At 70.9% G+C, this 26,028-nt stretch carries 25 protein-coding genes and 1 pseudogene; 15 read left to right on the forward strand and 11 right to left on the reverse strand.

The features are described from left to right. Positions 1-13: 13 nt before the first annotated feature. Positions 14-1,609 (forward strand): ABC transporter substrate-binding protein, encoded by a 1,596-nt coding sequence (locus F0Q34_RS06165; RefSeq protein WP_149811312.1) that lies wholly within the window; start codon positions 14-16, stop codon positions 1,607-1,609. Positions 1,610-1,699: 90 nt separating this feature from the next. Here F0Q34_RS06165 and F0Q34_RS06170 read toward each other — a convergent pair whose 3' ends face one another. Further along, positions 1,700-2,215 (reverse strand): GNAT family N-acetyltransferase, encoded by a 516-nt coding sequence (locus tag F0Q34_RS06170; RefSeq protein WP_241665357.1) that lies wholly within the window; start codon positions 2,213-2,215, stop codon positions 1,700-1,702. Between the two features lie 193 nt (positions 2,216-2,408). Here F0Q34_RS06170 and F0Q34_RS06175 point away from each other — a divergent pair, with 193 nt between their 5' ends. Further along, entirely contained in the window at positions 2,409-2,987 is a 579-nt protein-coding gene (locus F0Q34_RS06175; RefSeq protein WP_149811313.1) for a hypothetical protein, read from the forward strand. A 93-nt stretch (positions 2,988-3,080) separates the two neighbouring features. On the opposite strand, the gene F0Q34_RS06180 is transcribed toward F0Q34_RS06175, so the two are convergent. Next, positions 3,081-3,863: an SDR family NAD(P)-dependent oxidoreductase gene (locus F0Q34_RS06180; RefSeq protein ID WP_149811314.1), complete on the reverse strand. Its 783-nt coding sequence runs from the start codon at positions 3,861-3,863 to the stop codon at positions 3,081-3,083. Continuing rightward, entirely contained in the window at positions 3,860-5,557 is a 1,698-nt protein-coding gene (locus F0Q34_RS06185) for a capsular polysaccharide export protein, LipB/KpsS family (protein ID WP_149811315.1), read from the reverse strand. The genes F0Q34_RS06180 and F0Q34_RS06185 overlap by 4 nt, the downstream gene beginning before the upstream one ends. A 334-nt stretch (positions 5,558-5,891) precedes the next feature. On the opposite strand from F0Q34_RS06185, the gene F0Q34_RS06190 reads away from it, so the two are divergent. The 5 genes from F0Q34_RS06190 to F0Q34_RS06210 are packed head-to-tail and all read left to right on the forward strand — an operon-like array spanning position 5,892 to position 10,604. Beyond that, the gene (locus tag F0Q34_RS06190) at positions 5,892-6,239 is read left to right on the forward strand and encodes a DVU3141 family protein (RefSeq protein WP_161600783.1); all 348 of its coding nucleotides are present in this window, start codon (positions 5,892-5,894) and stop codon (positions 6,237-6,239) included. Beyond that, on the forward strand, positions 6,236-7,036 hold the full coding sequence (locus F0Q34_RS06195; protein ID WP_241665358.1) for an ABC transporter permease: 801 nt from the start codon (positions 6,236-6,238) through the stop codon (positions 7,034-7,036). Before F0Q34_RS06190 ends, F0Q34_RS06195 begins: the two co-directional genes overlap by 4 nt. A gap of 5 nt (positions 7,037-7,041) precedes the next feature. Beyond that, on the forward strand, positions 7,042-7,689 hold the full coding sequence (locus F0Q34_RS06200; protein ID WP_149811317.1) for an ABC transporter ATP-binding protein: 648 nt from the start codon (positions 7,042-7,044) through the stop codon (positions 7,687-7,689). Then, positions 7,658-8,842, forward strand: a complete 1,185-nt coding sequence (locus tag F0Q34_RS06205) for a capsule biosynthesis protein (RefSeq protein WP_149811318.1) — start codon at positions 7,658-7,660, stop codon at positions 8,840-8,842. The genes F0Q34_RS06200 and F0Q34_RS06205 overlap by 32 nt, the downstream gene beginning before the upstream one ends. After that, complete coding sequence (locus F0Q34_RS06210; RefSeq protein WP_149811319.1) at positions 8,832-10,604, forward strand: polysaccharide biosynthesis/export family protein; 1,773 nt, start codon at positions 8,832-8,834, stop codon at positions 10,602-10,604. Before F0Q34_RS06205 ends, F0Q34_RS06210 begins: the two co-directional genes overlap by 11 nt. Positions 10,605-10,668: 64 nt before the next feature. Here the strand turns inward: F0Q34_RS06210 and F0Q34_RS06215 are convergent, their stop codons facing one another. Then, positions 10,669-12,810, reverse strand: a complete 2,142-nt coding sequence (locus F0Q34_RS06215) for a glycosyltransferase (protein ID WP_149811320.1) — start codon at positions 12,808-12,810, stop codon at positions 10,669-10,671. Positions 12,811-12,922: 112 nt separating this feature from the next. Between F0Q34_RS06215 and F0Q34_RS06220 the strand changes: the two genes are divergently transcribed. From F0Q34_RS06220 to F0Q34_RS06230, 3 genes are all read left to right on the forward strand, one after another. Beyond that, entirely contained in the window at positions 12,923-14,293 is a 1,371-nt protein-coding gene (locus tag F0Q34_RS06220) for a glycosyltransferase family 4 protein (RefSeq protein ID WP_149811321.1), read from the forward strand. Positions 14,294-14,440: 147 nt separating this feature from the next. After that, the gene (locus tag F0Q34_RS06225) at positions 14,441-15,127 is read left to right on the forward strand and encodes a class I SAM-dependent methyltransferase (protein ID WP_149811322.1); all 687 of its coding nucleotides are present in this window, start codon (positions 14,441-14,443) and stop codon (positions 15,125-15,127) included. 74 nt (positions 15,128-15,201) lie between these two features. Continuing rightward, positions 15,202-16,674: a phospholipase D-like domain-containing protein gene (locus tag F0Q34_RS06230; RefSeq protein ID WP_149811323.1), complete on the forward strand. Its 1,473-nt coding sequence runs from the start codon at positions 15,202-15,204 to the stop codon at positions 16,672-16,674. Positions 16,675-16,704: 30 nt separating this feature from the next. Here F0Q34_RS06230 and rsmD read toward each other — a convergent pair whose 3' ends face one another. The 3 genes and pseudogenes from rsmD to F0Q34_RS06245 all read right to left on the reverse strand — a co-directional run bounded on the left by rsmD (position 16,705) and on the right by F0Q34_RS06245 (position 18,996). Continuing rightward, positions 16,705-17,289: a 16S rRNA (guanine(966)-N(2))-methyltransferase RsmD gene (gene rsmD / locus F0Q34_RS06235; RefSeq protein ID WP_149811324.1), complete on the reverse strand. Its 585-nt coding sequence runs from the start codon at positions 17,287-17,289 to the stop codon at positions 16,705-16,707. A 263-nt stretch (positions 17,290-17,552) separates the two neighbouring features. Continuing rightward, positions 17,553-18,287: pseudogene (locus F0Q34_RS06240) on the reverse strand (pseudouridine synthase); the annotation flags it as partial. Continuing rightward, positions 18,280-18,996, reverse strand: a complete 717-nt coding sequence (locus tag F0Q34_RS06245) for a gamma-glutamyl-gamma-aminobutyrate hydrolase family protein (RefSeq protein WP_149811326.1) — start codon at positions 18,994-18,996, stop codon at positions 18,280-18,282. The pseudogene F0Q34_RS06240 and the gene F0Q34_RS06245, both read right to left, overlap by 8 nt. Before the next feature lie 64 nt (positions 18,997-19,060). On the opposite strand from F0Q34_RS06245, the gene F0Q34_RS06250 reads away from it, so the two are divergent. From F0Q34_RS06250 to F0Q34_RS06265, 4 genes are all read left to right on the forward strand, one after another. Further along, complete coding sequence (locus tag F0Q34_RS06250) at positions 19,061-19,822, forward strand: SDR family NAD(P)-dependent oxidoreductase (RefSeq protein WP_149811327.1); 762 nt, start codon at positions 19,061-19,063, stop codon at positions 19,820-19,822. Beyond that, positions 19,822-20,316 (forward strand): nucleoside deaminase, encoded by a 495-nt coding sequence (locus tag F0Q34_RS06255; protein ID WP_241665359.1) that lies wholly within the window; start codon positions 19,822-19,824, stop codon positions 20,314-20,316. Before F0Q34_RS06250 ends, F0Q34_RS06255 begins: the two co-directional genes overlap by 1 nt. An 85-nt stretch (positions 20,317-20,401) precedes the next feature. After that, positions 20,402-20,977, forward strand: a complete 576-nt coding sequence (locus F0Q34_RS06260; RefSeq protein ID WP_149811328.1) for a peroxiredoxin — start codon at positions 20,402-20,404, stop codon at positions 20,975-20,977. A gap of 150 nt (positions 20,978-21,127) precedes the next feature. Beyond that, a complete protein-coding gene (locus F0Q34_RS06265) occupies positions 21,128-22,321 on the forward strand; it encodes an MFS transporter (protein ID WP_174242000.1) in 1,194 nt (397 codons plus the stop codon). A gap of 103 nt (positions 22,322-22,424) precedes the next feature. On the opposite strand, the gene F0Q34_RS06270 is transcribed toward F0Q34_RS06265, so the two are convergent. After that, the gene (locus tag F0Q34_RS06270) at positions 22,425-22,622 is read right to left on the reverse strand and encodes a succinate dehydrogenase assembly factor 4 (RefSeq protein ID WP_306419381.1); all 198 of its coding nucleotides are present in this window, start codon (positions 22,620-22,622) and stop codon (positions 22,425-22,427) included. 33 nt (positions 22,623-22,655) lie between these two features. On the opposite strand from F0Q34_RS06270, the gene htpX reads away from it, so the two are divergent. After that, the gene (htpX, locus tag F0Q34_RS06275; protein WP_149811330.1) at positions 22,656-23,612 is read left to right on the forward strand and encodes a zinc metalloprotease HtpX; all 957 of its coding nucleotides are present in this window, start codon (positions 22,656-22,658) and stop codon (positions 23,610-23,612) included. Positions 23,613-23,618: 6 nt separating this feature from the next. Here htpX and F0Q34_RS06280 read toward each other — a convergent pair whose 3' ends face one another. From F0Q34_RS06280 to F0Q34_RS06290, 3 genes are all read right to left on the reverse strand, one after another. Then, positions 23,619-23,957 carry a hypothetical protein gene (locus F0Q34_RS06280; protein ID WP_149811331.1) on the reverse strand — a complete coding sequence of 113 codons (339 nt, stop codon included), beginning with the start codon at positions 23,955-23,957 and terminating at the stop codon, positions 23,619-23,621. A gap of 89 nt (positions 23,958-24,046) precedes the next feature. Continuing rightward, positions 24,047-25,282, reverse strand: a complete 1,236-nt coding sequence (locus tag F0Q34_RS06285) for an argininosuccinate synthase (protein WP_149811332.1) — start codon at positions 25,280-25,282, stop codon at positions 24,047-24,049. A 73-nt stretch (positions 25,283-25,355) separates the two neighbouring features. After that, on the reverse strand, positions 25,356-25,922 hold the full coding sequence (locus F0Q34_RS06290; RefSeq protein WP_149811333.1) for a transposase: 567 nt from the start codon (positions 25,920-25,922) through the stop codon (positions 25,356-25,358). Positions 25,923-26,028: the final 106 nt, after the last annotated feature.

Raw genomic sequence — 26,028 nt, forward strand, 5'->3', positions numbered from 1 at the left:
AAGGAACCTGTCCATGAAAGCTGTTCGCCGGTGGCTGCTCCTCGCTGCCGCCCTGCATGGCCTCGCGCCCGTGGCCGATGCCGCCGCCCAGACCCCGACCGCGCCGGAGCGCGTGCTGCGCGTCGCCCCGCATGCCGACCTGAAGACGCTGGACCCGGTCTTCGCCTCCATCGTCATCACCCGCATGCACGGGCTGATGATCTACGAAACCCTGTTCGCCTGGGATTCCAAGCTGCAGCCGCATCCGCAGATGGTGGACAGCTTCTCCACCGCGCCGGACGGGCTTTCCTGGAGCTTCACCCTGCGGCCGGGGCTGAAATTCCATGACGGCCAGCCGGTGACCTCCCGCGATGTCATCGCCTCGCTCAAGCGCTGGATGGCGCGGGACACGGTGGGCGGCAAGGTCGCCGAATATGCCGACGGGATGGAGGCGGTGGATGAGCGCAGCTTCATCATCCGCCTGAGGAAGCCGATGTCGATGCTGCCCTTCGCCCTCGGCTCGGCGGTGGGGCAGATCCCGGTGATTATGCGGGAAAGCGATGCCAGCACCGATCCCATGCGCCCGGTGACGGAGGTGATCGGCAGCGGCCCGTTCCGCTTCAACCGCGCCGAATGGCGCAGCGGCGCGCGCATCGTCTATGACCGCAACCCGGATTACGTGCCGCGCCCGGAACCGGCGGACGGTCTGGCCGGCGGCCGGGTCGTGAAGGTGGACCGCGTCGAGTGGATCATCATGCCCGATGCCGCCACCGCCGCCGCCGCGTTGCAGACCGGCGAGATCGACATCTGGGAACAGCCCAGCCAGGACCTGGTGCCGGTGGTCGCCCGCTCCCGCGACGTGAAGGTGGAGCGGTATTCCAACCTGTCCAACCAGGCCATGCTGCGGCCCAACCACCTTTACCCGCCCTTCAACGACCCGCGCGCCCGGCTCGCCCTCGCCTATGCCACGGACCAGGGGGATTTCCTCGCCGCCGGCTTCGGCGACGAGCAATGGTGGAAGCGCTGCCATTCCTATTTCGTCTGCGGCAGCCCAAACGGCACCGAGGCGGGCACGGAAGCCTATGCGAAGCCGAACCTGGAGACCGCGCGGCGGCTGCTGGCCGAAAGCGGCTACAAGGGCGAGCGGATCGTGCTGAACTCCTCCTACGACATCGCGCCGATCGGCCGCATGGCGGAGGTGGCGGCGGAGGCGCTGAAGAAGGTCGGCTTCAATGTGGACCTGCAATTCTCCGACTGGGGCACGGTGACGACGCGGCAGCAGAATCGCGGCCCGGTGGCCGATGGCGGCTGGAACCTGTTCGTCACCACCGCCTCCGGCGCCACCATGCAGTCGCCCATCACCAATATCGGCACCAACATGGCCTGCGGCGGCAAGTCCTGGGCGGGCTGGCCCTGCGACGAGGAGGCCGAGCACCTGCGCGGCGCCGTGGTGGACGCGCCGGACGAGGCGGCCCGCAAGCTCGCGACCGATGCGCTGCACAAGCGGCTGGCGGAGGTGCAGCCCTATCGTGTGCTGGGTCAGTACGACCAGCCCTATGCGCGGCGGACCAATGTGTCCGGCATGCTGGCGGCGCCGGTGATGCTGTTCTGGAACATCGAGAAGAAATAAGGGATCGCTTTTTTTTTGCGGGGTGTCCGCCCCCTCAGACACCCCCGGCCCACCAAGCCGGGAGTGGCTGGAATGGGCGGAAAGCGGATATCAGGCCGAGCCGAAGGCGGGATGGAACAAGACCTCGCCTGCCGGCTGATCTCCCCGCAGGCGAAGGCGCTGGAAATATTCCGCCGGAACTCCGGCCAATGTGAGGCCGGGGTCCGGTTCGAAGCCGAAGCGGGCGTAATAGGCGGGGTCACCCAGCACGACGCATCCGCCCGCCCCCTGCGCCCGAAGCCGGTTCAACCCGTCTTCGATCAGAAGCCGGCCGATGCCCCGCCGCCGCTGGCTGTGCTCAACAGCCACGGGACCGAGGCCAAACCAGTCGGACAGCTTCCCGGCGATCATGACCGGGGAGAACGCGACATGCCCCATGACCGCACCGCCCTCAACCGCGACAAGGGAAAGCGTCAGGGCGCCGCCCGCTCGGAGGGCATCGACGATGTCGGCTTCCATGCCGCTGCCATGAGGCGCGTCCTGAAAGGCCGCCCTCACGAGGGAACGGATCGGCTGCTTGTCGGTGGCATTCTCGGGACGAATGAACATGCCGCCGACATGCAGCATGGCAGGCCATCAAGGATCAAGCGCCGCCATGGGCCAGGCGCCGCGATCGCCTGGCCCGGCCGGATGGGACGGAGGACGGGCATGGCCAGGAATGGTGGAAGACATGGAAGCGCGGATAAGCCGCCATGATAAACATGCTTTTGGTTGAAAAATCGGCATGATCGTTGTTGCCTGATGGATCTCTCGCGACGCCATGAAGACGACCGACACCGACTTGTCGCCCCGCTTCCAGCCTTCGCCCCTGCGCCCGGGCGCCTGGCTCTACTGGCCGTTCTGGCCCGGCTTGTTTCTGGCGGAATTGCCGGACGAGATGGTTGTGCGCCGGTATCTGGCCCAGGAAAAATCAGCCGCGATGCTGAAGCCGCTGCTTTTGATCCCGATCTGCACCGCAACAACATTCCTGAAGCCTGGCTTGCTGACCATTCTGGGTGGCCTTGGTGTTCTTGTGGCAGTGCTGGCCGGCCTTTCCCTGCGGCAGATACGCCGCCTTGGCGGGCGCCGTGTGGCGCGGCACCATTGGAAAGGGCCGTTATTCCCTTTTGACCCGAAAGCGTTCAAGGGACGGTCAACAAGGAAGATGCTGGTGGCGTGCATCTTCATGATTGTCCTGGCGCTGCTTCTGGCGGCCTGGACGGTGGCCCTCGTTGCGATCGGCGACTGGAGCGATGATCGAGCCTTGCTCGTGCCGCTGTCCGCTGTCGGATGTGCTGCTCTGGCACGCCTTGCCTGGCGCAACTGGCGGCGCCTTCGGCTGGCCCGCAACGAGGCCTGAGGCGGCAAAGATCGGTCAGGTCCGTCTTGTAGGTAGCAGGCCCTGGCGGGAAGGGCCCGGCGGGGCGGCGCCCCTCATGGCAGGCCTCCCCCTTCAATCCCCCGCCTTCACCCGGAAGCCCATCCCCCCGACAATGCGGTCCACCACCCAGGCCGGCGCCAGGGGAGACAGGCGCAGCGCCCAGGCCAGCGGCCAGGGAAAGGCGAGCTGCCGCGCCCCCCGGCGCAGCGCCGCCTCCACCTTGGCCGCCGCCGCGTCGGCGCTGATGGAGAAGGGACGCGGCCCCACCCAGCGATCCCCCATGGCGCTGTCGAAGAAACCCGGCGCCACCAGCGTCACGCGGACGCCCTCGGGCGCCAGCGCCGCCCGCATCGCCTCGCCATAGGCCCAGAGCCCCGCCTTGCTGGCGCAATAGCCGGGGCTGTCCGGCAATCCCCGCAGCGCCGCGAGCGAGGCGACCAGCCCGACATGCCCCCGCCGCCGTTCCCGCATGCCCGGCAGCAGCGGGTCCATCAGGTTGAGGGCGCCGAGCAGGTTGACCTCGATCTGCGCCCGCACCGCCGCCATCCCCTCCGGCGCGCCATCCGGCCGCGTGCCGGCGGCGATGCCGGCATTGGCGATGGCCAGGTCCACCGGCGCCGCGGCGTCCCACCCGGCCAGCAATCCGGCCATGGCGGCGGCATCCCGCACGTCGCACGGGCCGATGCGCGGCCGGGCGCCGAGGCGGGCGCAATCCGCCGCCACCGCCTCCAGCGCCGCCTGGTCCCGGCCGATCAGGCCCAGCGTGACGTCCGGCGCCGCGAAGCGCCGGGCCAGCGCCGCCCCCAGCCCGCGCGAGGCCCCGGTGATCACCACCGAGCGGAATTGCCGCGTCACCGCAGCCCCCTCAGCCGGGACAGCGCCCCGCGCAGCCAGCCCTCGAAGCCCCGGTGCAGGGTGAAGGGCGAAAGCTTCCAGGCGGCGGGGTCTTCAAGCCGCTCCAGGATCACCTCCGGCGGGCAGGGCAGCTCCGTCACCGGGTCGACCTGGCGCGGGAACAGGATCAGCGACGCGGCGACCAGCTCATCCAGCCCGAGGCGCCGGCCACGGCGGGGCGGCGGGTTGCGGTCCTCCGTCAGGCCCCAGCCAGCATAAAAAGGCTGCCCCCAGGTGACCACCCTCACGCCCCGGAGCAGCGCCTCGAAGCCGGACAGGGAGGTCAGGGTGTGCAGCGCGTCGATCTGCGGGAACAGGGAGGTCAGCGGCGCGCTGGTCACCACCTGATCGGCCAGGTCCGCCAGAGCCCGGGCTTCCAGCCGGCCCTGGCGGAACCCGGCCTCAAGGTCCGGATGCGGCTTGTAGATCAGGAAAGCGTCCGGATGGGCGGCGCGCACGGCCTGCAGCAGCGCCAGGTTGTCCTGGATGGCGCCGCCGCCGAGGCGCACCGAGGCATCCCCCTCCACCTGCCCCGGCACCAGCAGGCGCGGGCGGCCGGGGGGCGCGGCGATGGACGGCGCCTGCCCTTGCAGGTTGTACTTGGTCACGCCGCGCGCCACGATCGCCCGCCGCAGGGCGGCGGCGCGGGCCAGCAGGGCAGGCGGGAACTCGGCCGTGGCCAGCAGGTGCTCCAGCGCGCTTTCGCGGCCCGGGTCGTAATAGATGCCGCGATCATCCACCGCATAGGCCGCGCCGGGCAGGAACCGCGCGCCCAGCCCGCGCGAGCGGACAAAGCCATCCTCCACCGTCAGCAGCGTCACGCCCTGGCGTTGGCAATCGGCGCGCAGTTCCGGCGTGGCGCGGCTGGCCCAGACGGCCAGGGCACCGCCGGCGCGGCGGGCCTGCGCCACCGCGCGACCCGGATGGCGGGCGAAGCGGGGGGCGCCGCCGGCATGGGCGAACAGCGCGGCCACGCGGCGCCGCTTCCAGAAGGCCATGCCGAGGCACAGGGTGACGCGGCGGTTCTCCGCCTGGGCGCGCCGCCATTCGCCGAGCTGTTCCAGCGCGCGCTCCAGCGGCCAGGGGCGGGCCAGAAAGGGGTCGGCGCAGCGCAGGGCGCCGATCAGCGCCGTCCAGCGGGGCACCGGGTCCGGAAGCCGCCCATCCACGCTGACCCCGGCGGCCGAGGCCAGCAACGCCATCTCGTCCGAAGCGCCGCGCAGCTCCTCGGCCAGGTCCAGCAAGGCCCAGGGCGACAGCCTTTCCGGCAGCCAGTGCACGCCGGGCGGGGGCGCGATCTGGGCCGGGGCGCCGGGCGGCGCCGTGGGGTCGCGCGCCAGGATCACGGGCCGCCCCCCGGCCAGCTCCAGGGCCGAGGCCAGCGCCGCGCGCGCGGAGGCAGCCTGGGCGCGATGGCAGGGGTCCAGCACCAGGATGGCGTGGCGCCGGGGCAGCCGCAGCGCTTCGGGGGATGGCTCCGGCAGGCCCGGCTCCCCTCCGATGCGGAGGGATGCGACCTGTTTCGCCACCGCCGCGGCCCGTGCCGCCGGAACGGGATCGGCGGGGGAAAGGCCGGCCAAAGGCAGCAAGGTGACCGGCAGGCATCGCCCCCGGAAGGCTGGCGCGCGCAGGGGCCCGGTTGCATAGCGGAGCACGGATGCACCCGCGCGGTCCGATTCGGTTGTGCCCTCCACCCGCATCGCCAGGATGTCGGCTTGCTTGACGGGAGCCAGACAATATTCCGGCCAGAATGCCGCCAAACGCGCGAAACTGGCTGCATTTTCACCCGGAAACGCAATGGTCCGGGCGTCGCCAGCGGCCACAGGATGAGGAACCTTCTTAATGATATTTCAACTTTCGTTCAGGACGCGTTTTACAACCGGAGTTGTGGTGGGTTAGGTTTCGCTCATGCAAGAGCGTGTGCAACTCTGCGTGTGCGGGAAAACCGATCTCCCTTCGCGGAGCATCGCGCCGCTTGCGCAATTCCTGATGGTGATCTCCCTGGTAATGACCCTCAGCGGTTGTGCAGCCCAGGGCGGCCCGGGTGCGGGCGCCAACCCCGCGGTGGCCGCCGTCCCGGCCCGCCCCTCCGACCCCCTCGCGGCCTTCGCGGCGCGGGCCCAGCCGGGCCAGGCCGAGGATGTTTCGCCGCAGCCCGGCGCCGCACCCGTCACCGTCCGCCTGGTGCGCGCCTATCATGCCGGCAGCGGCCGGGAATGCCGCGAACTATCGGTGGGCTACCGGGCGGCGCGCCCGGCGCTTTATTGCGAGGATCCGGCCACGGGCTGGGCCGCGGCGCGTGGCCTGTTGCGCGGCGGGGCCGTGGGACGGCCGTGAGCATCGAGATCCCACGCCGGGAGGCGATGGGCGGCGCCCGGGCGCAGATCCAGGTGATCAGCGCCCTGTTCATGCGGGAAATGCTGACCCGGTTCGGCACCAGCCGGATCGGCTATGTCTGGCTGATGGCCGAGCCGATGATCCTCGGCACCATGATCTCCCTGCTGCACTCGCTGAGCGGCAAGGACCTGCCCAACGGCCTGCCCACCTTCCTGTTCTACGCGCTGGGCTACACGCCCTTCCTGATGTTCCGCTCCATCGTCAATCGCGGCTCGGGCGCGGTCACCAACAACATCTCGCTGTTGTTCCACAACCGCATCACCCTGCTCGACACCATGATCGCCCGCAACCTGATGGAGATGCTGGTCTGCTTCACGGTGTGCCTGCTGTTCATCGTGATGGGCATGGTGGTCTTCCACGAGGTGCCGCACCAGCCGGCCCTGCTGCTGGCGGGCTGGTTCATGAGCGCGCTGCTGGCGCATGGTCTCGCCATGGTGATCGGCTCGGCGCAGGTGATGATGGAATGGGTCGAGCACCTGGTGCACCCCTTCACCTACCTGCTGCTGCCGATCTCTGCGCCCTTCTACATGCTCGACATGCTGCCGCAGGGAACGCGGGAAGCCCTGTTGTGGAACCCGCTGGTCAGCATCCATGAGCTGAACCGCTGGGCCATGTTCGGCGACCGGATCAACCCGTATTACGACATCCCCTATGTGCTGGCCTGGATCCTCGGCCTGAACCTGCTGGGCATGGCGGGGCTGCGCGTGGCGCGGCCGCGGCTCAGCCTGTCCGACTGACCGGCATGCTTGAGTTGCGGAACGTCTGGAAAAGCTTCGAGCAGCGCCACGGGCGCAAGGACGTGCTGCGCGGCATCAATGTCCGGCTCCGCCGCGGCGACCATCTCGGCATCCTCGGCCGCAATGGCGCCGGCAAGTCCACCCTGGTGCGCGTGCTGGCCGGCGTCGAGGCGCCGACCCGCGGCTCCATCCGGCGGGAGATGCTGATGTCCTGGCCGCTGGGCGGCGGCTACGGCATCCAGAGCAGCCTGACCGGGCGCAACAACGCCCGCTTCATCGCCCGGCTCTACGGCATGTCGCTGAGCCAGACGGAAGTCTTCGTGGAGGACTTCTCCGAGCTTGGCCGCTATTTCGACGAGCCGGTGAAGTATTACTCCTCCGGCATGCGCTCGCGCCTGATGATGGCGCTCAGCTTCGCCGTGGATTTCGACGGCTATCTGGTGGACGAGGCGCTTTCCACCGGCGATGCCCGCTTCGCCAACAAATGCCTCACCATGTTCGAGGAACGGCGAAAGAACGCCGCCGTGATCATGATCTCGCACAATCTGAACCACGTCCGGCGCTACTGCCGGACGGCCGCCGTGCTGCGCAACGGCATCCTGGAATTCTACGAGGACGTCGATGAAGCTATCGCCGCTTACCAGGGTCTCTGAACCCGCGCTGAGCGGCCCGGCGGCCGGGCAGCACAATGCCGCCCGCCGACGCTCGCCATTGCTGCGCGCCCTGTGGAAGCGGCGCTTCTACATGCTGCTGGTGGCGCTGCCGACGCTGCTGACGGCCCTCTACCTGTATGGCTTCGCCACCGGGCAATATGTCTCGGAAGCGCGCTTCCTGGTGCGCAGCCGGCAGGAGAATTCCGGAGGCACGGCGCTGGGCGCCATGATCGGCGCCGCGGGCTTCAAGCAGTCGGGCGAGGAATCGCTGGCGGTGCGGGACTACCTGCAATCGCATGACGCGCTGTACGCGCTGGTCAGCAACATCGACCTGATCGGGCTGTATCGCCGCCCCGAGGCGGATTTCCTGTCGAGCCTGTGGTTCAGCGATCCGCCCGCCGAGTTCCTGCAGATGTACCACAACAGCATGAACACGGTGAAGAACGACAGCACCTCCGGCATCACCACCATCCGTTCCCGCGCCTTCCGGCCGGAGGATGCGCGGCTGCTCGCCGATGAACAGCTGCGGCTGTCGGAAGCCTTCGTGAACCAGCTGTCCTCCCGCGCCAAGGACGAGACGCTGCGCGTCGCGCAGGAGGAGCTGGAGCGCGCCGAGCAGCGCGTGATCGCTTCCCAGGCGGCGGTGACGGCGTGGCGGCAGCAGGAACAGGCGGTGGACCCCACCAAGAGTGCCTCCATCGGGCTGGAAAGCCTGGGCTCGCTGGAAGGCTCCCTGACCGCCGCCCGCGCCGAGCTGCAGGAAAAATCGGCCTTCATGCGCCCGGACAACCCGCAGATCGCGCTGCTGCGCAACCGCATCGCCTCCCTGCAAAGCGAGATCGCGTCGCACCGGCAGCGGCTGACGCGCGGCGGGGAATCCCTGCCCACCCAGATCGCCACCTATGAGCGGCTGCTGCTGGAACGGGAATTCGCCGACAAGCAGCTGGCCTCGGCCACCGCCTCGCTGGAAACGGCGCGCCTCGACGCGCAGCGCCAGCAGCTTTTCCTGGCCCGCGTGGTGGAGCCCAACCTGGCGGAATACCCGCTTTACCCGCGCGCCTGGCTGATCGTCCTCAGCCTGTTCGCGGTGCTCAGCGTTCTTTATGGCATCGGCTGGATGCTGGTCGCAGGGATTCGTGAACATGCACTCTAGTCGTGGGCTTATCGCGGCGGCCTTGTCGCTGCTGCTCGCCGGGCAGGCGGCGGCGCAGAACCTGAACGCGCCCGTGCCGGGCCTGATGCAGCAGCAGATGCAGGGCCAGGGGCTTCCGGGACAGCAGCAGGTGCCGTCATTGTCCGGGCAGCGGCAGGTGCCGCAATTGCTGCCGCAGGACAACATCGTCAACCGCGCCGGCAGCACCACCGAGGCCGAGGCCGGCGCCACCGCCGAAGGCCCGCTGGCCGAGCCCTACCGCCCGGCCGGGCCGAGCCGCACCGTGTTCGGCGCGCAGCTTTTCACGCGCGGCGCGCCCGCCGGCTCCGAAAGCGCCAATCCCAATTACCGCCTCGGCCCCGGCGACCGCGTCAGCGTGCGCGTCTGGGGGCCCGTGGAATCGGAGGTGATCGGCGCCATCGACCCGGAAGGCAACCTGTTCCTGCCTTCCATCGGCCCGCTGCGGCTGGCCGGCCTGCGCGCCGGCGACCTCCAGCGCACGGTGGAAGGCGAGGTGCGGCGGATCTACACCCAGCAGGTGCAGGTCTATGCCGTGCTGCTGTCGGCCAGCCAGATCGGCGTTTATGTCACGGGCTTCGTGCGCACGCCGGGCCGGCACCTGGGCTCCGGCTCGGAAACCGTGCTCGACTACCTGCTGCGGGCCGGCGGCGTCGATCCGGTGCGCGGCTCCTACCGCGACATCGTGGTCAACCGCGGCGGCCGCGCCGTGGTGCGCATCGACCTCTACCCCTTCCTGCTGCAAGGCAAGCTGCCGCAGCTGACGCTGCAGGACGGCGACACCATCGTGGTCGGCAAGCAGGGCGCCGTGGTGTCCGCCGATGGCGCCGTGCGCAACAACTTCCTGTTCGAGGTCGCCGGCCGCGCCATGGCGGGGCAGGAGCTGAACCAGCTCGCGGCCCCGCTGCCGGCGGCCACCAACGCGGTGATCCGCGGCACGCGCAACGGCCAGCCCTGGTCGCGCTATGTCGACGTGGCGACGCTGGAGAAGCAGTCGCTGCTGGACCAGGACGTCGTCACCTTCATCACCGACTCGCCCGCCCCCACCGTGCGGGTCTTCGTGGAAGGCAGCCGCCTCGGCCCCTCGGTGCTGGTGGCGGACCGCGACATCGACCTGTGCAGCCTGCTCGACCATGTCGCGGTGGACCCGGCGCTGGCCGACACCGATTCGGTGTTCATCCTGCGCAAGCGCATCGCGGCCCAGCAGCGCCGCGCCATCAACGAGGCGCTGGACCGGCTGGAGCGGCAGCTCTTCACCGCCACCTCGGCCACCACGGGCATCGCGCAGATCCGCTCCGCCGAGGCGCAGATGGTGTCCAACTACATCCAGCGCGGCCGCCGCATCGAGCCGGAAGGGCGGCTGGTGGCGGTGGACAGCAATGGCCGCTGTTCCCGCGTCCGGCTGGAAGACGGCGACACCATCGTCATCCCCGAGCGCTCCGACACCATCCTGGTGGCCGGCGAGGTGATGACGCCGCAGGCCGTCCTGTGGCGCCCGAACATGACCATCGACGAGTATGTGGAGGAAGCCGGCGGCTACACCCAGCGCGGCAACAGCGGCGGCATCATGATCCGCCGCGCCAGCGGGCAGATCATCCTCGATCCGCGCCAGGGCCCGCGCCCCGGCGACGAGCTGATCGTGCTGCCGCAGCTGGGCGTGAAGGGCTTCCAGCTCGCCAGCGACCTGCTGGCGATGATCTACCAGGCCGCGCTGGCCGTGCGCTACTTCGACATCGGGCGCTGAGAAAGGGGGGAGGCTCAGCCTCCCCCCCCCCCCCCCCGCTTCCCACGCGGGGAAAGCCCCCCGGTCAGAGTTCCGGCAGCGCCGTCGCATGGTGGAAATGCCGCGCCTCCAGCAGCGCCAGCCTTTCCTCCTCCCGTTCCATCGCCGCGAAGGCGAAGCCCTCCACCCCGATGCCCACCGGCCTGCCGGCCGGGTCCGGCCATGCTTCCTGGCAATGCAGGTCGATGCGGAGATCGGCACCGCCCGCCGGAACGGCCAGCGCCACGGCGAGCCGCGCGCCCGCTTCCACCCGCACCTGCACCGGCGGCACCGGCGCCCCCCCATCCCGCATCACATGCAGTTCCACCTCCTGCGGCTGGGCGGGGCCGCGCAGATCCAGCTCCAGCCGCAACGCCCCGCCATGCCCGGCATCCAGCGGCAGATGCAGCGTGGCGGCGCCCGGCCGCGTCCAGGCCCCCCAATCCTCCAGCGGATACCAGCCCTCGCCTTCCCGCACCGCTTCCGCCACCGCCATGGCCAGGTTGGGCCGCGCGGCGGCCATGCGCCGCAGGGGGTGGCGGCGGGCGGCGGCCAGGGGCAGGCGCGGCAATGTTCCGCCGCTCAGCTCCGCCAGCCGCGCGGCCTCGGCCAGCAGCTGCGCCGCCACCACCCCCCAGGGGCGCAGCGGCACGGCGGCGGCGCGCGCCTGCTCGGCCGCGCGGAAGGCGGGGTCGGTGATCATGCGGCCCAGCAGCTCCACCAGCTCCGGCTCGTTGCCGGGGGTGAAGAAGGTGGCGCCGCCCTGGCCGGATTCCACCAGCGCGGAATGTGCCGGCACCACCACGGCGCGGCCGGCGGCGAGGCTTTCCGTCACCGGCAGGCCCCACCCCTCATGCAGGCTGTTATAGATGGTGAACAGGCTGCGCCGGTACAGCGCCGCCAGCACCGGATCGGACACGTCGTGCAGCAGCCGCACCCGGGCGCGCAGCTCCGGCGAATGCTCCAGCAGCGAAAGCGCCGGCTCGGCCCGCCAGCCCGGCTTGCCGACGCAGGCCAGCAGCGGCATGGCGCGCGCGCCCAGGCGGCGCAGCAGCGCCAGCCAGGCGCTGAACACCATCCGGTGGTCCTTGCGCCCTTCCATGGTGGCGACAAACAAAACAAAGGGCACGTCGCCGCGCAGCAGCGGATGATCGGCGGGCTGGTGCGGCGGCGGCTCGGCCGGGGCCGCGTCCATCCGCACCACCGCCGCGCGCGGCACGGGCAGCTCGGGCAGCAGGGCGCGGTGCAGGCGGCGCAGGTCGTCCCGCGTGGAACGCGACACCGTCAGCACCCCATCCGCATGCAGGGCGAGATTGGCGAACCACCGCGAATAACCGCTGACCGTGCCTTCCTGGCAGTATTCCGGCATCATCAGCGGCACGCAGTCATGCACCAGCGGCACCTGGCGCAGCCCGTCCCGCAGCCTCGCCGCGCGCAGGGTGCCGAGATGGCCCGGAACGCCCCAGGTGCCGCCGAGCGGCACCAGCACGGCGCCCGGATCGAAGCGCAGCGGCGGCGGCCGTTCCAGCAGCACCTCCAGCAGGCCTGTCGCTTCCCGCCAGGAAGGATCGTCGGTTTCGGTGCCGGTGGACATCAGATGCGCGATCCGGTGGAACAGCGCCGCCGGCAGGTCGCGCAGCCCGCCCGTCCACAAGGCGCACAGCCGCGGCGGGCTGGGCCCGGCCAGGGCGCCGGCGGCGATGCCGATCTGCACCCGCTGGATGCCGCTCGGCGCCCGGTATCCTTCCCGGATCCACCGCGTCAGGTCGGTCAGGTCCAGCACCATCCCGCCCGCGCGGGGGGCGGCGCGGTCGGGGCGGTCCGCCACCAGGGCGACCCATTCGGCCCAGGGCGCCGTGCCCCCGGGGTCCAGCGCCACCGCGGCGGCATAGGCGGCGCGGGCATGGTCCCGCTGGCCCAGGAGCTTCTCGGCATGGCCGATCTGGAGGGGGATGTCGGCGTCAAGCGGGCGGGCGCGCCAGGCGGCATGGTACAGGCCAAGCGCCTGCCGCACCTCGCCCAGCTCCTTCAGGCAATGCGCCTGCTGCACCTGCATGCCGACATCGTCGGGCCGCAGCCGCAGAAAGGCCGCATAAGCCGCCGCCGCCGCCTGCCATTGTCCCCGGTCCCGCAGGCTGTCGGCCTCGCGCCGCAGCGCCTCTGCGTCCGGCCCCGCTTCCCCGCTCATGCCAAGCTCCACCTTTGCGATCCGCCCATCCTTCACGGCGAAGCATGAAGGAGGTCAAGGAGTAGCGGCGATTCGGCTTCGCCTGAAGGGCGCATTCGGATAGGCTTCATCCATGCGTCCGCGAATCTATATCGATGGCTACAACCTTGCTCTCGACCAGGGCACGGGCGTTGCCACCTATGCCAGGAACCTCAGCTTCCGGCTGGGTGCCATGGGGGCCGAGGTCGGCGTGCTGTACGGCACCCGCGCCAGCCCCAGCCGCAATCCACTGATCCGCGAGATCGCCTTCTTCGACAATCGCGTGGGCGAAACGGGAACGATGCTGCGCTGGCTGCGCAATGTGCGGCGCACCGCGCTGGGCGCGTTCGGCGAATACGCGACCCGGGTGCCGATCACCGGCCAGGTGGTTTCCACCACCTTCGAGAACCGCCTGCCGCATTTCGACCATTTGTGGAACATCGAGAACGGCTTCACCCAGGCCGCCAACCATTTCAAGCTGTACAAGTCGCGCCTTTCGGTGCGCATCCCGCAGCCGCCGCAGATCATGCACTGGACCTATCCCATCGCCATGCACATGCCGGGGGTGAAGAACGTCTACTGCCTGCACGACCTGGTGCCGCTGCGCCTGCCCTATACCACGCTGGACCACAAGCGGCGCTATTACCGGCTGAACAAGCTGATCGCGCAGAAGGCCGACCACATCGTCACCGTCAGCGAGGCATCGCGGCGCGACATCATCAATCTGCTGGGCGCCGACCCGGACAAGGTCACCAACACCTACCAGTCGGTCGAGCTGCCGCGGAAATTTACCGACAAGCCGCTGGCCGAGGCGCGGGATGAGATCGCCGGCTCCTTCGGGCTGGGCTGGAAAGGCTACTTCCTGTTCTTCGGCGCCATCGAGCCGAAGAAGAATGTCGGCCGCATGATCGAGGCCTTCCTGTCCTCCGGCTCCGACCTGCCGCTGGTGATCGTCGGCAAGCAGGCCTGGCAGAGCGAAGAGGAGCTGAAGCTCCTGTTCGACGACCATATCCGCTACCAGGTGCAGGAAGGCTCGGTCCTGCGCACCAAGCGCAAGATCATCCTGCTGGATTACGCGCCGTTCCGCCTGCTGGTGTCGCTGATCCGCGGCGCCAAGGCGGCGCTGTTCCCTTCCCTGTACGAAGGCTTCGGCCTGCCGGCGCTGGAGGCGATGAAGCTCGGCACGCCGGTGATGACCTCCAACACCTCCTCCCTGCCGGAAGTGGTGGGCGATGCGGCGATCACCGTCGATCCCTATGACGTGCGGGCGATGGTTGATGCGATCCGGGCGCTCGACACCGATGCCGGGCTGCGCGCCCAGCTGGCCGAGGCCGGGCCGAAGCGCGCCGCCCTGTTCAGCGGCGAGAACTACGAGAAGCGGCTCGGCGAGGTGTATGCGCGGCTCGGCGTGCGCCTCGACCAGCCGGCGCCCGCCCCCCGGGAAGCGGCGCTGGCGGCGGAATGAGCCCCGGGCCAGTCGGCAGTTGATGGCGGGCGGCAGGCCGATTAACCTTGCCCCGCTCTGGCGGAGCTGAACGGGCCTCCACGCGATGCCCGGTACACTACTCGCCCCGAAAACGGGGCGGTTTTCCCCGGCAAGGGGGATGCATCCATGACCGGCAGCACCACGCCTTCCGTCTTTCTGTCCGTCCAGGCGGCCTATGACCGCTGGGCCCCCGCCTATGACGAGGCCGACAATCCCATGGTCTTCGTCGCCCGGCATGCGCTGGGCGCCATGGCGCCGGCGCTGCGCGGCCGGTCGGTGGTGGAGTTCGGCTGCGGCACCGGGCAGAACCTGTCCTTGCTGCGCGCGTGGGGCGCCGGGCCGCTTTGCGGCTTCGACCTGTCGGCCGGCATGCTGGCGGCGGCGCGGGCACGCGACCCGTTGCTCCGGCTCTGGCGGCAGGACATGGCCCAGCCGGTTCCGCTGGCCGATGCCCGTGCCGATGCCGTGCTGTTCAGCCTGACCCTGGAACATGTCGCCGACCCGCGCCCGCCCCTGGCCGAGGCGCGGCGCCTGCTGCGCCCCGGCGGCCGCGTGCTGGTGCTGGAAATCCACCCCTGGCTCGCCCTGGCCGGCGTGGGCGCGCATTTCCAGGACGGGGAGCGGGAGGTGCGGATGCCCACCGTGGCGCATGACATCGCCGACTACCTGAACAGCTTCGCCGCCTGCGGCCTGCGCGTCGAGGCCTGCCGGGAATGGCGGCCCCGCGACCTGGACCAGCCGGTGCCGGCTCGGGTGATGAAGCGCGGGCCGGACATGCCAATCCTGATCGCCTTCACCGCTTCGGCCACCTAATCTGCAAAAAGAGCCAAGCTTGGGAACCGGCCGTGCGGCGCCGCGTTGGGCCCGGCGAAGGGGAGTGCCTGCCGATGCCCGAACCCGCCCAGGAGCAAACCGCTTCCTCGCGCCCGGATGCCCTGCTGGAGCCAGGCCGGACCTGCTGGACCATGGCGCGCGCCGACCGCCTGGCGGTGATCGTGGATGCCGCGGATTATTTCCTCGCCGCCAAATCCGCCATCCTGCAGGCCCGGCACAGCGTCATGCTGATCGGCTGGGATTTCGACGCCCGCATCGAGCTGGAGCCGGAGGAAAAGACGCTGGACGGCCCCAACCGCATTGGCCGCTTCCTCAACTGGATCGCGCGGGAACGGCCGGAACTGGAAATCCGCATCCTGAAATGGGATCTCGGCCTGCTGAAATCCCTGCTGCGCGGGGAAACGCCGTTCTTTCTGTTGAACTGGATGGGAAACAAGCAGATCCAGCTCCGGCTGGACGGCGCCCATCCGGCCGCCGCCGCGCACCACATGAAGCTGATGGTGGTGGATGACGCGCTGGCCTTTTGCGGTGGCATCGACATCACCATGGGCCGCTGGGACCGGCGCGAGCACCGCGAGAACTGCCCCGGGCGGCATTCCCCGCGCGGCAAGAAGCTCGGCCCCTGGCACGACGCCACCACCTGCGCCACCGGCCCCCTGGCGCGGCAACTGGGAGAGCTGGCCCGCCGCCGTTGGCACCGCGCCACCGGCGAAACGCTGGAACCGCCGCCGCCCGTGCCCCCGCCCTGGCCAGAAGGCGTGACGCCGGACTTCCATGGCATCCCCGTGGGCATCGCCCGCACCATCGGCGAGCATGGCGACGTTCCGCAGGTCTGCGAGATCGAGGCGCTGACCTTCCGCGCCATCGCCGCCGCCCGCCGCACCCTCTATATCGAGAGCCAGTATTTCGCCTCCCGCAAGGTGGCGGAAGCCATCGCCGCGCGCCTGCGGGAGCCGGACGGGCCGGAGGTGGTGGTGATCAATCCCGACACCGCCGATGGATGGCTGGAAGCCAAGGCGATGGATTCCGCCCGCACGCGGCTGCTCAGCCTGGTCCGCAAGGCCGACCGGCATGGCCGCTTCCGCATCTTCCACCCGGTGAACGAGGCCGGCCACGCGATCTATGTCCATGCCAAGGTGATGGTGGTGGATGACGCGCTGCTGAAGATCGGCTCGGCCAACCTCAACAACCGCTCCATGGGCTACGACACCGAATGCGACCTGGTGATCGAGGCGGCCGCGGCGGACGACCCGGAGGCGGTGCGGGCCGGCATCCTGGCGCGCCGCGACGACCTGCTGGCCGAGCATCTGGGGCGGGACGCGGAGGAGGTGTCGCGCGCCATCGCCGCCGCCGGCGGCTCGGTGATCCGCGCGATCGAGGCGCTGAACACCCGGCCCAAGCACCTGGCGCCGCTACCGGCGCGGGAGCTTTCCGCCGATGAGGAAGTCATCGCCGAATCCGACCTAGTCGATCCCGAGCGGCCCAGCAGCCTGTGGCGGCAGATCCGCTCGGTGGTGAACGCCTGAAGGCCGGCGGGCCGCAGGCATCACGCCGCCTCAGGCGGCGGCATCCCGGCCCGCGCGCAGGCAAAGCAGCCGCGCGGCGCCATGCGCGCGTTCCGCCAGCAGCTCGGCCCCTGGCAGCTCCAGGCCTTCCCCCGCGCCGATCTCGGCGCAGATCAGCGCGCCCGGCGCGATCCAGCCCGCATGGGCCAGCGCCGCCACCGCCCTCGGCACCAGGTCCTGGGCATAGGGCGGGTCGAGGAACACCAGCTCGCAGGGCGCCGGCGCCCGGGGCGGGCGGGTGGCGTCGCCGGGCAGGATGCGGGCGCGCTCCTCCTCGCGGCAGGCGATGATGTTGGCGCGCAGCACGCCCAGGGCGACGCGGTCGCGCTCGATGAAGCAGGCATGGGCGGCGCCGCGCGACAGCGCCTCCAGCCCCAGCGCGCCGGTTCCCGCAAAGGCATCCAGCACCTCCGCCCCTTCGATGCGGGCGCGGCCGGCCCAGGGCGCGTGCCACAGCATGTCGAACAATGCCTGCCGCACGCGGTCGGCCGTGGGGCGGGTGGCCGCGCCCCGCTTGTTTTCCTGGGGCGGGGCTTCCAGCTTCCGGCCCCGGTTGCGGCCGGCGATGATGCGCATCAGCCGGGCTTGCGCGGCCCGCGCCGCCGGGCGCCGCCGCGGCCCGGCCCTTCGGGCTGGTCGGCATCCGGCCCCTGCGCCACGGCGCCCCAGGCGCGGCGCAGCTTTTCTGTGGCGTTGCGGGCGCGCGGCGGCCTGGCCGGGCGGCTGCGCTGCACCGCGTCGGGCTTGTCGGCAGCCCGCGCCTCGGCGGCCGCGCTGAGGCGCGCCGCCTCCGCCGCGCGCTCCACCCCGCGCAGGATGCGGGGCGGGGCATCCAGGCCGAGCTGGTCGCGCATGAACTTGGCGTTCACCTCCTCCACCGCGCCGCGCGGCAGCGGGCCGAGGGTGAAGGGGCCATAGGCGGTGCGGATCAGTCGCGTCACGGTGAGGCCGAGATGCTGCAGCACGCGCCGCACCTCGCGGTTCTTGCCTTCCGTCAGGGCCACGGTGAGCCAGGCATTGGTGCCCTGGCGCGAATCGAGGCCGGCCTCGATCGGGCCATAGGCCACGCCTTCCACCGTGACGCCATGCGCCAGCGCGGCCAGGGCCCGCTCATCGACGCGGCCATGCACGCGGGCGCGGTAGCGGCGCACCCAGGCATTGTCCGGCAGCTCCAGCTTGCGGCTGAGGGCGCCGTCATTGGTCAGCAGCAGCAGCCCCTCGGAGTTGAGGTCGAGCCGCCCCACCGAGACGAGGCGCGGCAGGCCGGCCGGCAGTTCGTCGAACACGGTGCGGCGGCCTTCCGGGTCCTTGTGCGTGGTCACCAGGCCGGGCGGCTTGTGGTAGCGGAACAGCCGCGTGCGCTCCGGCGCGCCGACCGGCTTGCCGCCGACCAGCACCTTGTCGTCGGGGCCGACGAATGTGGCGGGGCCTTCCACCACCTTGCCGTTCAGCGACACCGCGCCTTCGGCGATCAGCTTTTCCGCGTCGCGGCGGCTGGCGATGCCGGCGCGGGCCAGCCATTTGGCGATGCGCTCGCCGCGGCCGCCGGCATCCTCCTCGGTGTCGTCACCCATGGCAGGCCACCACGAACCCGTCGAGGATGCGCTGGTCGGCCCGGTCCACCGCGTATTCCGGGTGCCACTGGACGCCCAGGGCGAAGCGGTGCCGGATCGATTCGATGCCCTCGATGATGCCATCCGGCGCCACGGCGTTGACAACGGCGTCCGGCCCCGGCGTCGCCACCGCCTGATGGTGCGCCGAGTTCACCGCCATCCGCGTGCCGCCCACGATGCTGGCCAGCAGCGTGCCGCCCGTGATGGCGACCTCGTGCCCCGGCTCGGTGCGCGGGTTGGGCTGCTCATGCGCCAGCGCGTCGGGCACGCTGTCGGGGATGTGCTGGATCAGCGTGCCGCCCAGCGCCACCGCCAGCAATTGCTCGCCGCCGCAGATGCCCAGGATCGGCATGTTGCGGGCCAGGGCGCCGCGCACCATGGCCAGCTCGAAGGCGGTGCGGCCTTCCTTCAGCGCCACCGTCGGGTGCGCCGGCCCGCCGCCGTAAAGCGAGGGATCGACATCGAAGGCCCCGCCGGTGACCAGCAGCCCGTCGATCCGGTCGAGATAGGCCTCGGCCAGTTCCGGCTGGTGCGGCAGGGCGATGGGCAGGCCGCCCGCCTCCGCGACGCTGGAGAAGTAGTTCTGGCGGAGGGCGTACCAGGGCAGCTTGGAATAGCCGCCGGGCTGTTCCGCATCCAGGGTCAGGCCGATCAGGGGAAGCTTGCGCATGGCTCCGGTTGCTAGCCTCGCGGCGCGATGACCACAATGCATTTCCCAAGGAACGGAGGCGGCAATGCAGCTCAAGGGCAGGCGCGTGGTGGTGATGGGTGGCAGCCGGGGGATCGGGCGCGCCATCGCGCTCGGCTTCGCGCGGGAAGGCGCGGCGGTGGCCGCCTGCGCCCGCGGCGCCGCCGGGCTGGAAGCGCTGCGGGGCGAGATCGGGTCCCTCGATGTGCCGGCCTTCACCGCGCCCTGCGACCTGGCGCAGGCCGAACAGATCGCCGCCTTCATTCCCGCCGCCGCCGCCGCGCTGGGCGGCATCGACGTGCTGGTGAACAACGCCTCCGGCTTCGGCTCCACCGATGACGAGGCGGGCTGGGCCGCCTCCTTCAACGTGGACATGATGGCGACGGTGCGCGCCTCCCAGGCGGCGCTGCCCTTCCTGGAGCAGTCCGGCGCCCGGGAAGGGGGTGCCGCCATCGTCAACCTGTCCTCGATCTCGGCGCTCAGGGCCAGCGCCCGCAGCGCCCCCTATGGCGCGATCAAGGCGGCGATCGACCATTACACCGGCAGCCAGGCCAAGATGTATGCCAGCCGCGGCATCCGGGTGAACGCGGTGGCGCCGGGCTCCATCGAGTTCCCCGGCGGCGCCTGGGAGAAGCGGCGGCTGGAAGGCGCGCCGCTCTATGAATCGATCCGCTCGCAGATCCCCGCCGGCCGGCTCGGCCATCCGGAGGAGGTGGCCGATGTGGTGCTGTTCCTGGCCTCCCACCGCGCCCGCTGGGTGACGGGGCAGAGCATCGTGGTGGATGGCGGCCAGCTGATCGGCCCCTGATGAGAATGCCGCCGGACCAGGGGCGGGACCAGAGGCGGGGGCCGGCGCCGATCGAGCTGGCGCTGGCCGAGGCGCGGGACGCCGCCGCGCGCGGCGAGGTGCCGGTGGGCGCGGTGGTCACCGCCCCCGACGGCACCGTGCTGGGCCGCGCCGGTAACCGGGTGGAGGCGGATCACGATCCCTCCGCCCATGCCGAGATCCTGGCGCTGCGCCAGGCCGCCCGGCTGCGCGGCTCGCCCCGCCTGCCCGATTGCACCCTGACCGTGACGCTGGAGCCCTGCCCGATGTGCGCCCAGGCCGCCAGCTTCTTCCGGGTGCGGCGCGTCTGCTTCGGCGCCTATGACCCCAAGGGCGGCGGGGTGGAGCATGGCGCGCGCATCTTCGCCGCCCCCTCCTGCCACCACGCGCCGGAGGTGATCGGCGGGCTGCGGGAAGCTGAATGCGGCGCCCTGCTGCGTGACTTCTTCGGGGCGCTGCGGCAGGGCCAGGAATGAGAGCGGCGGCAGCCGCAACGGGTGGAGGAGGGCCGGACATCCAGCCCGGACCGCATGGATTTCACGGCACTGACGGAATGGCCCCATGAACGAAACGCCCGCCCCGGCCCTGCGCGAACGGCTTCTGGGCGCCCCGCTGCCCCCTGTCCTCCTGGCTGCGACCCATGGCGCGCCGGTGGACCTCTCGGCCCTGGCCGCGCCACGCACCGTCATCTACTGCTATCCCCGGACCAGCGAGCCGGGAAAGCCCGCGCCCACGGGCTGGGACGCGATCCCCGGCGCGCGTGGCTGCACCCCGCAGGCCTGCGCCTTCCGCGACCATCACCACGAGCTGGCGGAATTGCGGGCCAGGGTCTTCGGGTTGAGCACCCAGCCCACATCCTATCAGCAGGAGATGGCCACGCGCCTGCGCCTGCCCTTCCCGGTGCTGAGCGATGAGCACTTCGCCTTCACGGATGCGCTCGGGCTTCCGACCTTCGAGGTGGACGGCATGCGCCTGCTCGAACGCCTGACCCTGATCGCGCGCGGGGGCCGGATCGAGGAAGTGTTCCACCCCGTTCCCCAGCCGGGGCGGAACGCGGAGGATGTGGTGGACTGGCTCAGATCCCACCCCCTGGCGGGCCAGGGCCGGCCCCGGCCGGGCGAATCGCCCGATCGGTGAGGATGCTCCCGTGAGCACCATGCCGGAGCGCCGCCCGTGCGCTGATGCCAACGGGAAACGCTCCAGGCCATGGCGCGGCCCGGAAGCGGGCCTGCTCCCCCTTTAGCCCGGCCCCTTGGCGCCGCGCCCATCGCGGCGCAGCATGGCCGCATGGAAACAACTCTGGCCGAGCCGCGCGCCATCCGGCGGATGGTGGCGGTGTTCGGATTGTCCGGCTTCGCGGGGGCTCTGGCAGGCCGCGCGCTGGACCCCTTGATGGGGGAACTCGCCACCGAGTTCCTCGCTCCGCATGAACAGGTGGCGCTGCTGTCCAGCGCCTTCGCCCTGCCATACGCGCTGGTGCAGCCGGTGCTGGGGCCGCTCGGCGACGCTTTCGGCAAGCGGCGGGTGGTGGCGCTGTGCATCGGGCTGCTGGCGCTGATGCTGGCGGCCTGCGCCATGGCACCCAGCCTGGACGGGCTGTTCGCCGCGCGGGTTGCCGCAGGCCTCGCGGCGGGCGGCATCTTCCCGCTGGTGCTGGCGCTGTTCGGCGACACGGTGCCGCTGGAGCAGCGGCAGGTGGCGATCAGCCGCTTCCTGGCCTACGCCATCCTGGGTCAGCTGGCCGGCGGCGCGGTGTCGGGCGCGGTGGCGCCGTTCATCGGCTGGCGCGGCGTGATGTGGATCTGCACGGTTGCCGCCGCCCTGTCCTGCCTCGTGCTGGTGCTGGATGCGCGCGGCAGGCCATCCACTGCGGCCCCGACACGCCCGTCGCTGGCCGAGGTGATGCGCCGCTACGGCGCCATCCTGCGCCATCCCGCCGCCAAGCGGCTTTATGGCGGCGTGTTCCTGGAAGGGATGTTCGTGTTCGGCCCCTTCCCCTTCCTGGCGGCGCTGCTGGGCGCGGATGGGCATGGCACGTTGCGGGCGGGGCTGGCGGTGGCCGGGTTCGGGGTGGGCGGCTTCGGCTACACCCTGCTGGCGCCGCTGCTGCTGCGGCGGCTGGGCCAGGCCCGGATGATGCGGCTGGCCGGGCTGCTGGTGGCGGGCGGCATGGCGGTGCTGGGCTTCACGCCGCCGAACATCGCCACCGCCGGCGGGGTGCTGATCGGCCTTGGCTTCTTCATGCTGCACAACTCCATCCAGGTGCGGGTGACGGAGGTGGCGCCGCTGGCGCGCGGCTCCGCGGTGGCGCTGCACGCCTTCTGCTATTTCCTGGGCCAGGCCGCGGGCCCGGCGCTGTTCGGCGCCGCCATGCCGCTGCTGGGCTCCGGCGTGGCGCTTATCCTGGGCGGGATCGCGGTGTTCGCCATCAGCGTGTGGCTCAGCCATCCCCGGACCGGAAGTTCGCAGCCACGCGGCTGAAGCTGACCGGCGTGGCCCGCAGGCACCGCCGGTCAGGGGAAGCGGCCGGACCAGGCTTGCCAGCGGCAATGGCGGCGGCGGCCCAAACCTCCGCCGCGCCCGGTCAGAAATCGCTGACGCGTCCCTTGCGTTCCCAATCCCCGTAGCGGGTGGGTTCCGGCCCGGTCGGCCCGTCCACTTCCCTGGGCATGGGCCGGGGCGGCTTCGGGACGGGAGATGGGGTGTCTGACGCAGCCGTGTTGGGGCTGTCGGGAACGGCCGGGTTCGCGGCCTCTTGTTCGGGGCTTGCCATGCGCTTCATTTGGGAGCGGACCCGTGCGGAGGAAAAGGGGCAATGAGCGGTTATCTGAAGACGACCCTGTTGCTGGCCGCGATGACGGCCCTGTTCGTGGCGGTGGGCGGCGCCATTGGCGGCCGCACCGGCATGGGCGTCGCCTTTATGGTCGCCTGCGCGACCAACCTGTTCGCCTGGTGGAACAGCGACCGCATGGTGCTGCGGATGCACAACGCCCAGCCGGTCGGCCCGCAGGACGCGCCGGAGCTTTACCACATGACGGCGCGGCTGGCGGCGAATGCCGGCCTGCCGATGCCGGCGCTCTACCTCATCCATGAGGACCAGCCCAACGCCTTCGCCACCGGCCGCAACCCGCAGAACGCGGCCGTGGCGGTGAACACCGGCCTGCTGCAGCGCATGCCGCCCGAGGAGGTGGAAGGCGTCATCGCCCATGAGCTGGCCCATATCCGCAACCGCGACACGCTGATCATGACGGTGACGGCCTGTCTGGCCGGTGCCATCGGCATGCTGGCGCAGTTCGGCTTCCTGTTCGGCGGCATGCGCGGGCGGGAGGAGCGCGGCCTCGGCCCCATCGGCACGCTGCTGCTGATGCTGCTGGCCCCGCTGGCGGCGGCAGTGGTGCAGATGGCGATCAGCCGTTCCCGCGAATACGAGGCCGACCGCGCCGGCGCGGAGATCAGCGGCAACCCCCAGGGCCTGGCGCATGCGCTGATGCGGCTGGAGCAGGGCCGCCACGCCTTCCTCAACCACGCCGCCGAGGCCAATCCCGCCACGGCACACATGTTCATCATCAACCCGCTGTCCGGGCAAAGGATGGACAACCTGTTCTCCACCCATCCCAGCACGGAAAACCGCGTCGCGGCGCTGATGCAGCTGGCGCAGCAGATGGGCCCCGTGGCTGGCCCTGCCCAAAGCGCCGCGCCGGGTGGCTTCGGCCGGCCCTCCTCCCCCTGGGGCGCGGCGGCGCCGAGGCGCCAGCGCGGCCCCTGGGGCTGAAGCCCCTCAGCGCGCCAGGCGGAGCGAGCCGTCCGGGGCGTGTTCCAGCACCACGCCTCCGCCATTATAGGCGCCATCCCCGACGCCGGATTGTCGCGGCAGCTGGAGGTTGGAGAACGGGTTGTCGGGCGCCCGCATCGGCGTGCCCGGCACCGGCGCGGGCGCGCCGGGCGGCGGCATGGTGCCACGCGCCACGGGGGGCGAGATGGGCTGCATGGGCGGCTGGGCCATGCTGGGGGCGGCGGGCGCCATGCGGTCCATGGGCTGGGCCAGCGCCACTGGCGCCGTGCCGAGCGTGAGGCCGGTGCCCAGCAGGGCGGCGGCCAGCAATCCGGAACGGGACATTCGAACGGCTCTCCCCTTGTTGTGCCGGTTTCCGGCAAACGTGGCTCGGGAGAGCCGGTTTCGGGGCGGCATCGCCGCCCCGCCGGGGGTCAGACCGCGCCGCCCTTGCGGCCGGCCATGGCGCCGAGGCGCAGGCGCAGCGCGTTCAGCTTGATGAAGCCCTGGGCGTCGAACTGGTCATAGGCGCCCTGGTCGTCCTCGAAGGTGACGTGCTTCATCGAGTACAGGCTGTCCGGCGACTGGCGGCCGGTGACGATGGTGTTGCCCTTGTAGAGCTTGAGGCGGACGGTGCCGTTCACGCTCTTCTGGCTTTCATCCACCATGGCCTGGATCATGCGGCGCTCGGGGGCGAACCAGAAGCCGTTGTAGATCAGCTCCGCATACTTCGGCATCAGGCTGTCCTTGAGGTGGGCCACCTCGCGGTCCAGGGTGATGCTCTCGATGGCGCGGTGCGCCACATAGAGGATGGTGCCGCCGGGCGTCTCGTAGCAGCCGCGGGACTTCATGCCGACGAAGCGGTTCTCCACCAGGTCCAGGCGGCCGATGCCGTTGGCCTTGCCGAGTTCATTCAGCTTGGTCAGCAGGGTGGCGGGGGACATGCGCTCGCCATTGATGGCGACCGCGTCACCGCGCTCGAACTCGATGGTGATCTCGGTCGCGACGTCGGGCGCGTCCTCGGGGCGGATGGTGCGCTGCCAGACGATCTCGGGCGGCTCGTCCCAGGGCTCCTCCAGGATCTTGCCCTCGGAGGAGCTGTGCAGGAGGTTCGCGTCCACCGAGAAGGGCGCCTCGCCGCGCTTGTCCTTGGCGATGGGGATCTGGTTGGCCTCGGCGAATTCCAGCAGGCGGGTGCGGGAGGTCAGGTCCCATTCGCGCCAGGGGGCGATGACCTTCACGTCCGGCTTCAGGGAATAATAGCCGATCTCGAAGCGGACCTGGTCGTTGCCCTTGCCGGTGGCGCCGTGGGAGACGGCGTCGGCGCCGACCTGTTCGGCGATCTCGATCTGGCGCTTGGCGATCAGCGGGCGCGCGATGGAGGTGCCCAGCAGGTACTGGCCCTCATACAGCGCGTTGGCGCGGAACATGGGGAACACGAAGTCCCGCGTGAATTCCTCCCGCAGGTCATCGATGAAGATGTTTTCTTCCTTGATGCCGAGCAGGCGGGCCTTGTCGCGGGCCGGGCCCAGTTCCTCACCCTGGCCGAGATCGGCGGTGAAGGTCACCACCTCACACTGATAGGTGGTTTGCAGCCACTTCAGGATGACGGAGGTGTCGAGCCCGCCCGAATAGGCGAGCACCACCTTTTTCACGTCCTTGACCGCCATAGCGCGGGCCCCTTTTTCCGAACGAGCGAATTGCGGGGGTTTGCCGCAGCGGCGCGGCGCCGGCAAGCCAGCGTCATGCCCAGCCGAGCCGGACGGAGCGCGGGATTGAGCGCCGCCCGGCGGCATCCCGCAGCAGGCGGGCCAGGGCGCGCAGCGTTTCGCGGGCCGGGCGCGGGCCGAGCGGCCAGGCGTGCAGGGTTTCGGACAAAAGCGGATCGGGCAGCAGCCAGGGCGGTGCGTCCAGCGCGGAGCGCAGGCCGAGGCGGCGGATGAGCATGAGGAGCGGCAGGCCACCGAGGCGCGCGGCACGGCGGGCGGCGCGGCAGATGCCGTATTCGATGGCGCGCAGCGGGTGGCCGGGCGCCGCGGCGGCGAGGGTTTTCAGCAGGCGGTGCCAGAAGCCGGCATGGGTGAGGCGGCGGAAGAAGCGGGCCACGGTGTCCGGGCGGCCATGCTGCGGCGCGAGGTCCTTCCACGCGGCGCCGCGGGCGTGGGCGAGATGGAAGATGGCATCGAGCCGGGCGCGGAGGTTCGGCATGCGGCGGCCCTGGGGGGCGAGGAGCGGGAGGTGGGGGCGGAGGGCGGCCCAGGCGGCGTCGGAAAGCGGGGTCCAGGGGGTTGGGCTGGTGAGGCGGGACATGGACGGCCACTCCGGGGTGGGAAGGGGCAGAGGATAATAGGAATTTGGTCCTTTTGTCAAGTATCGCTTGCTCGCTTGCGCACTCGCGATTGCAGGAGAGTTTAGA

The organism is Teichococcus oryzae (assembly GCF_008386565.1).
GTDB classification, from domain to species: Bacteria; Pseudomonadota; Alphaproteobacteria; order Acetobacterales; family Acetobacteraceae; genus Pseudoroseomonas; species Pseudoroseomonas oryzae.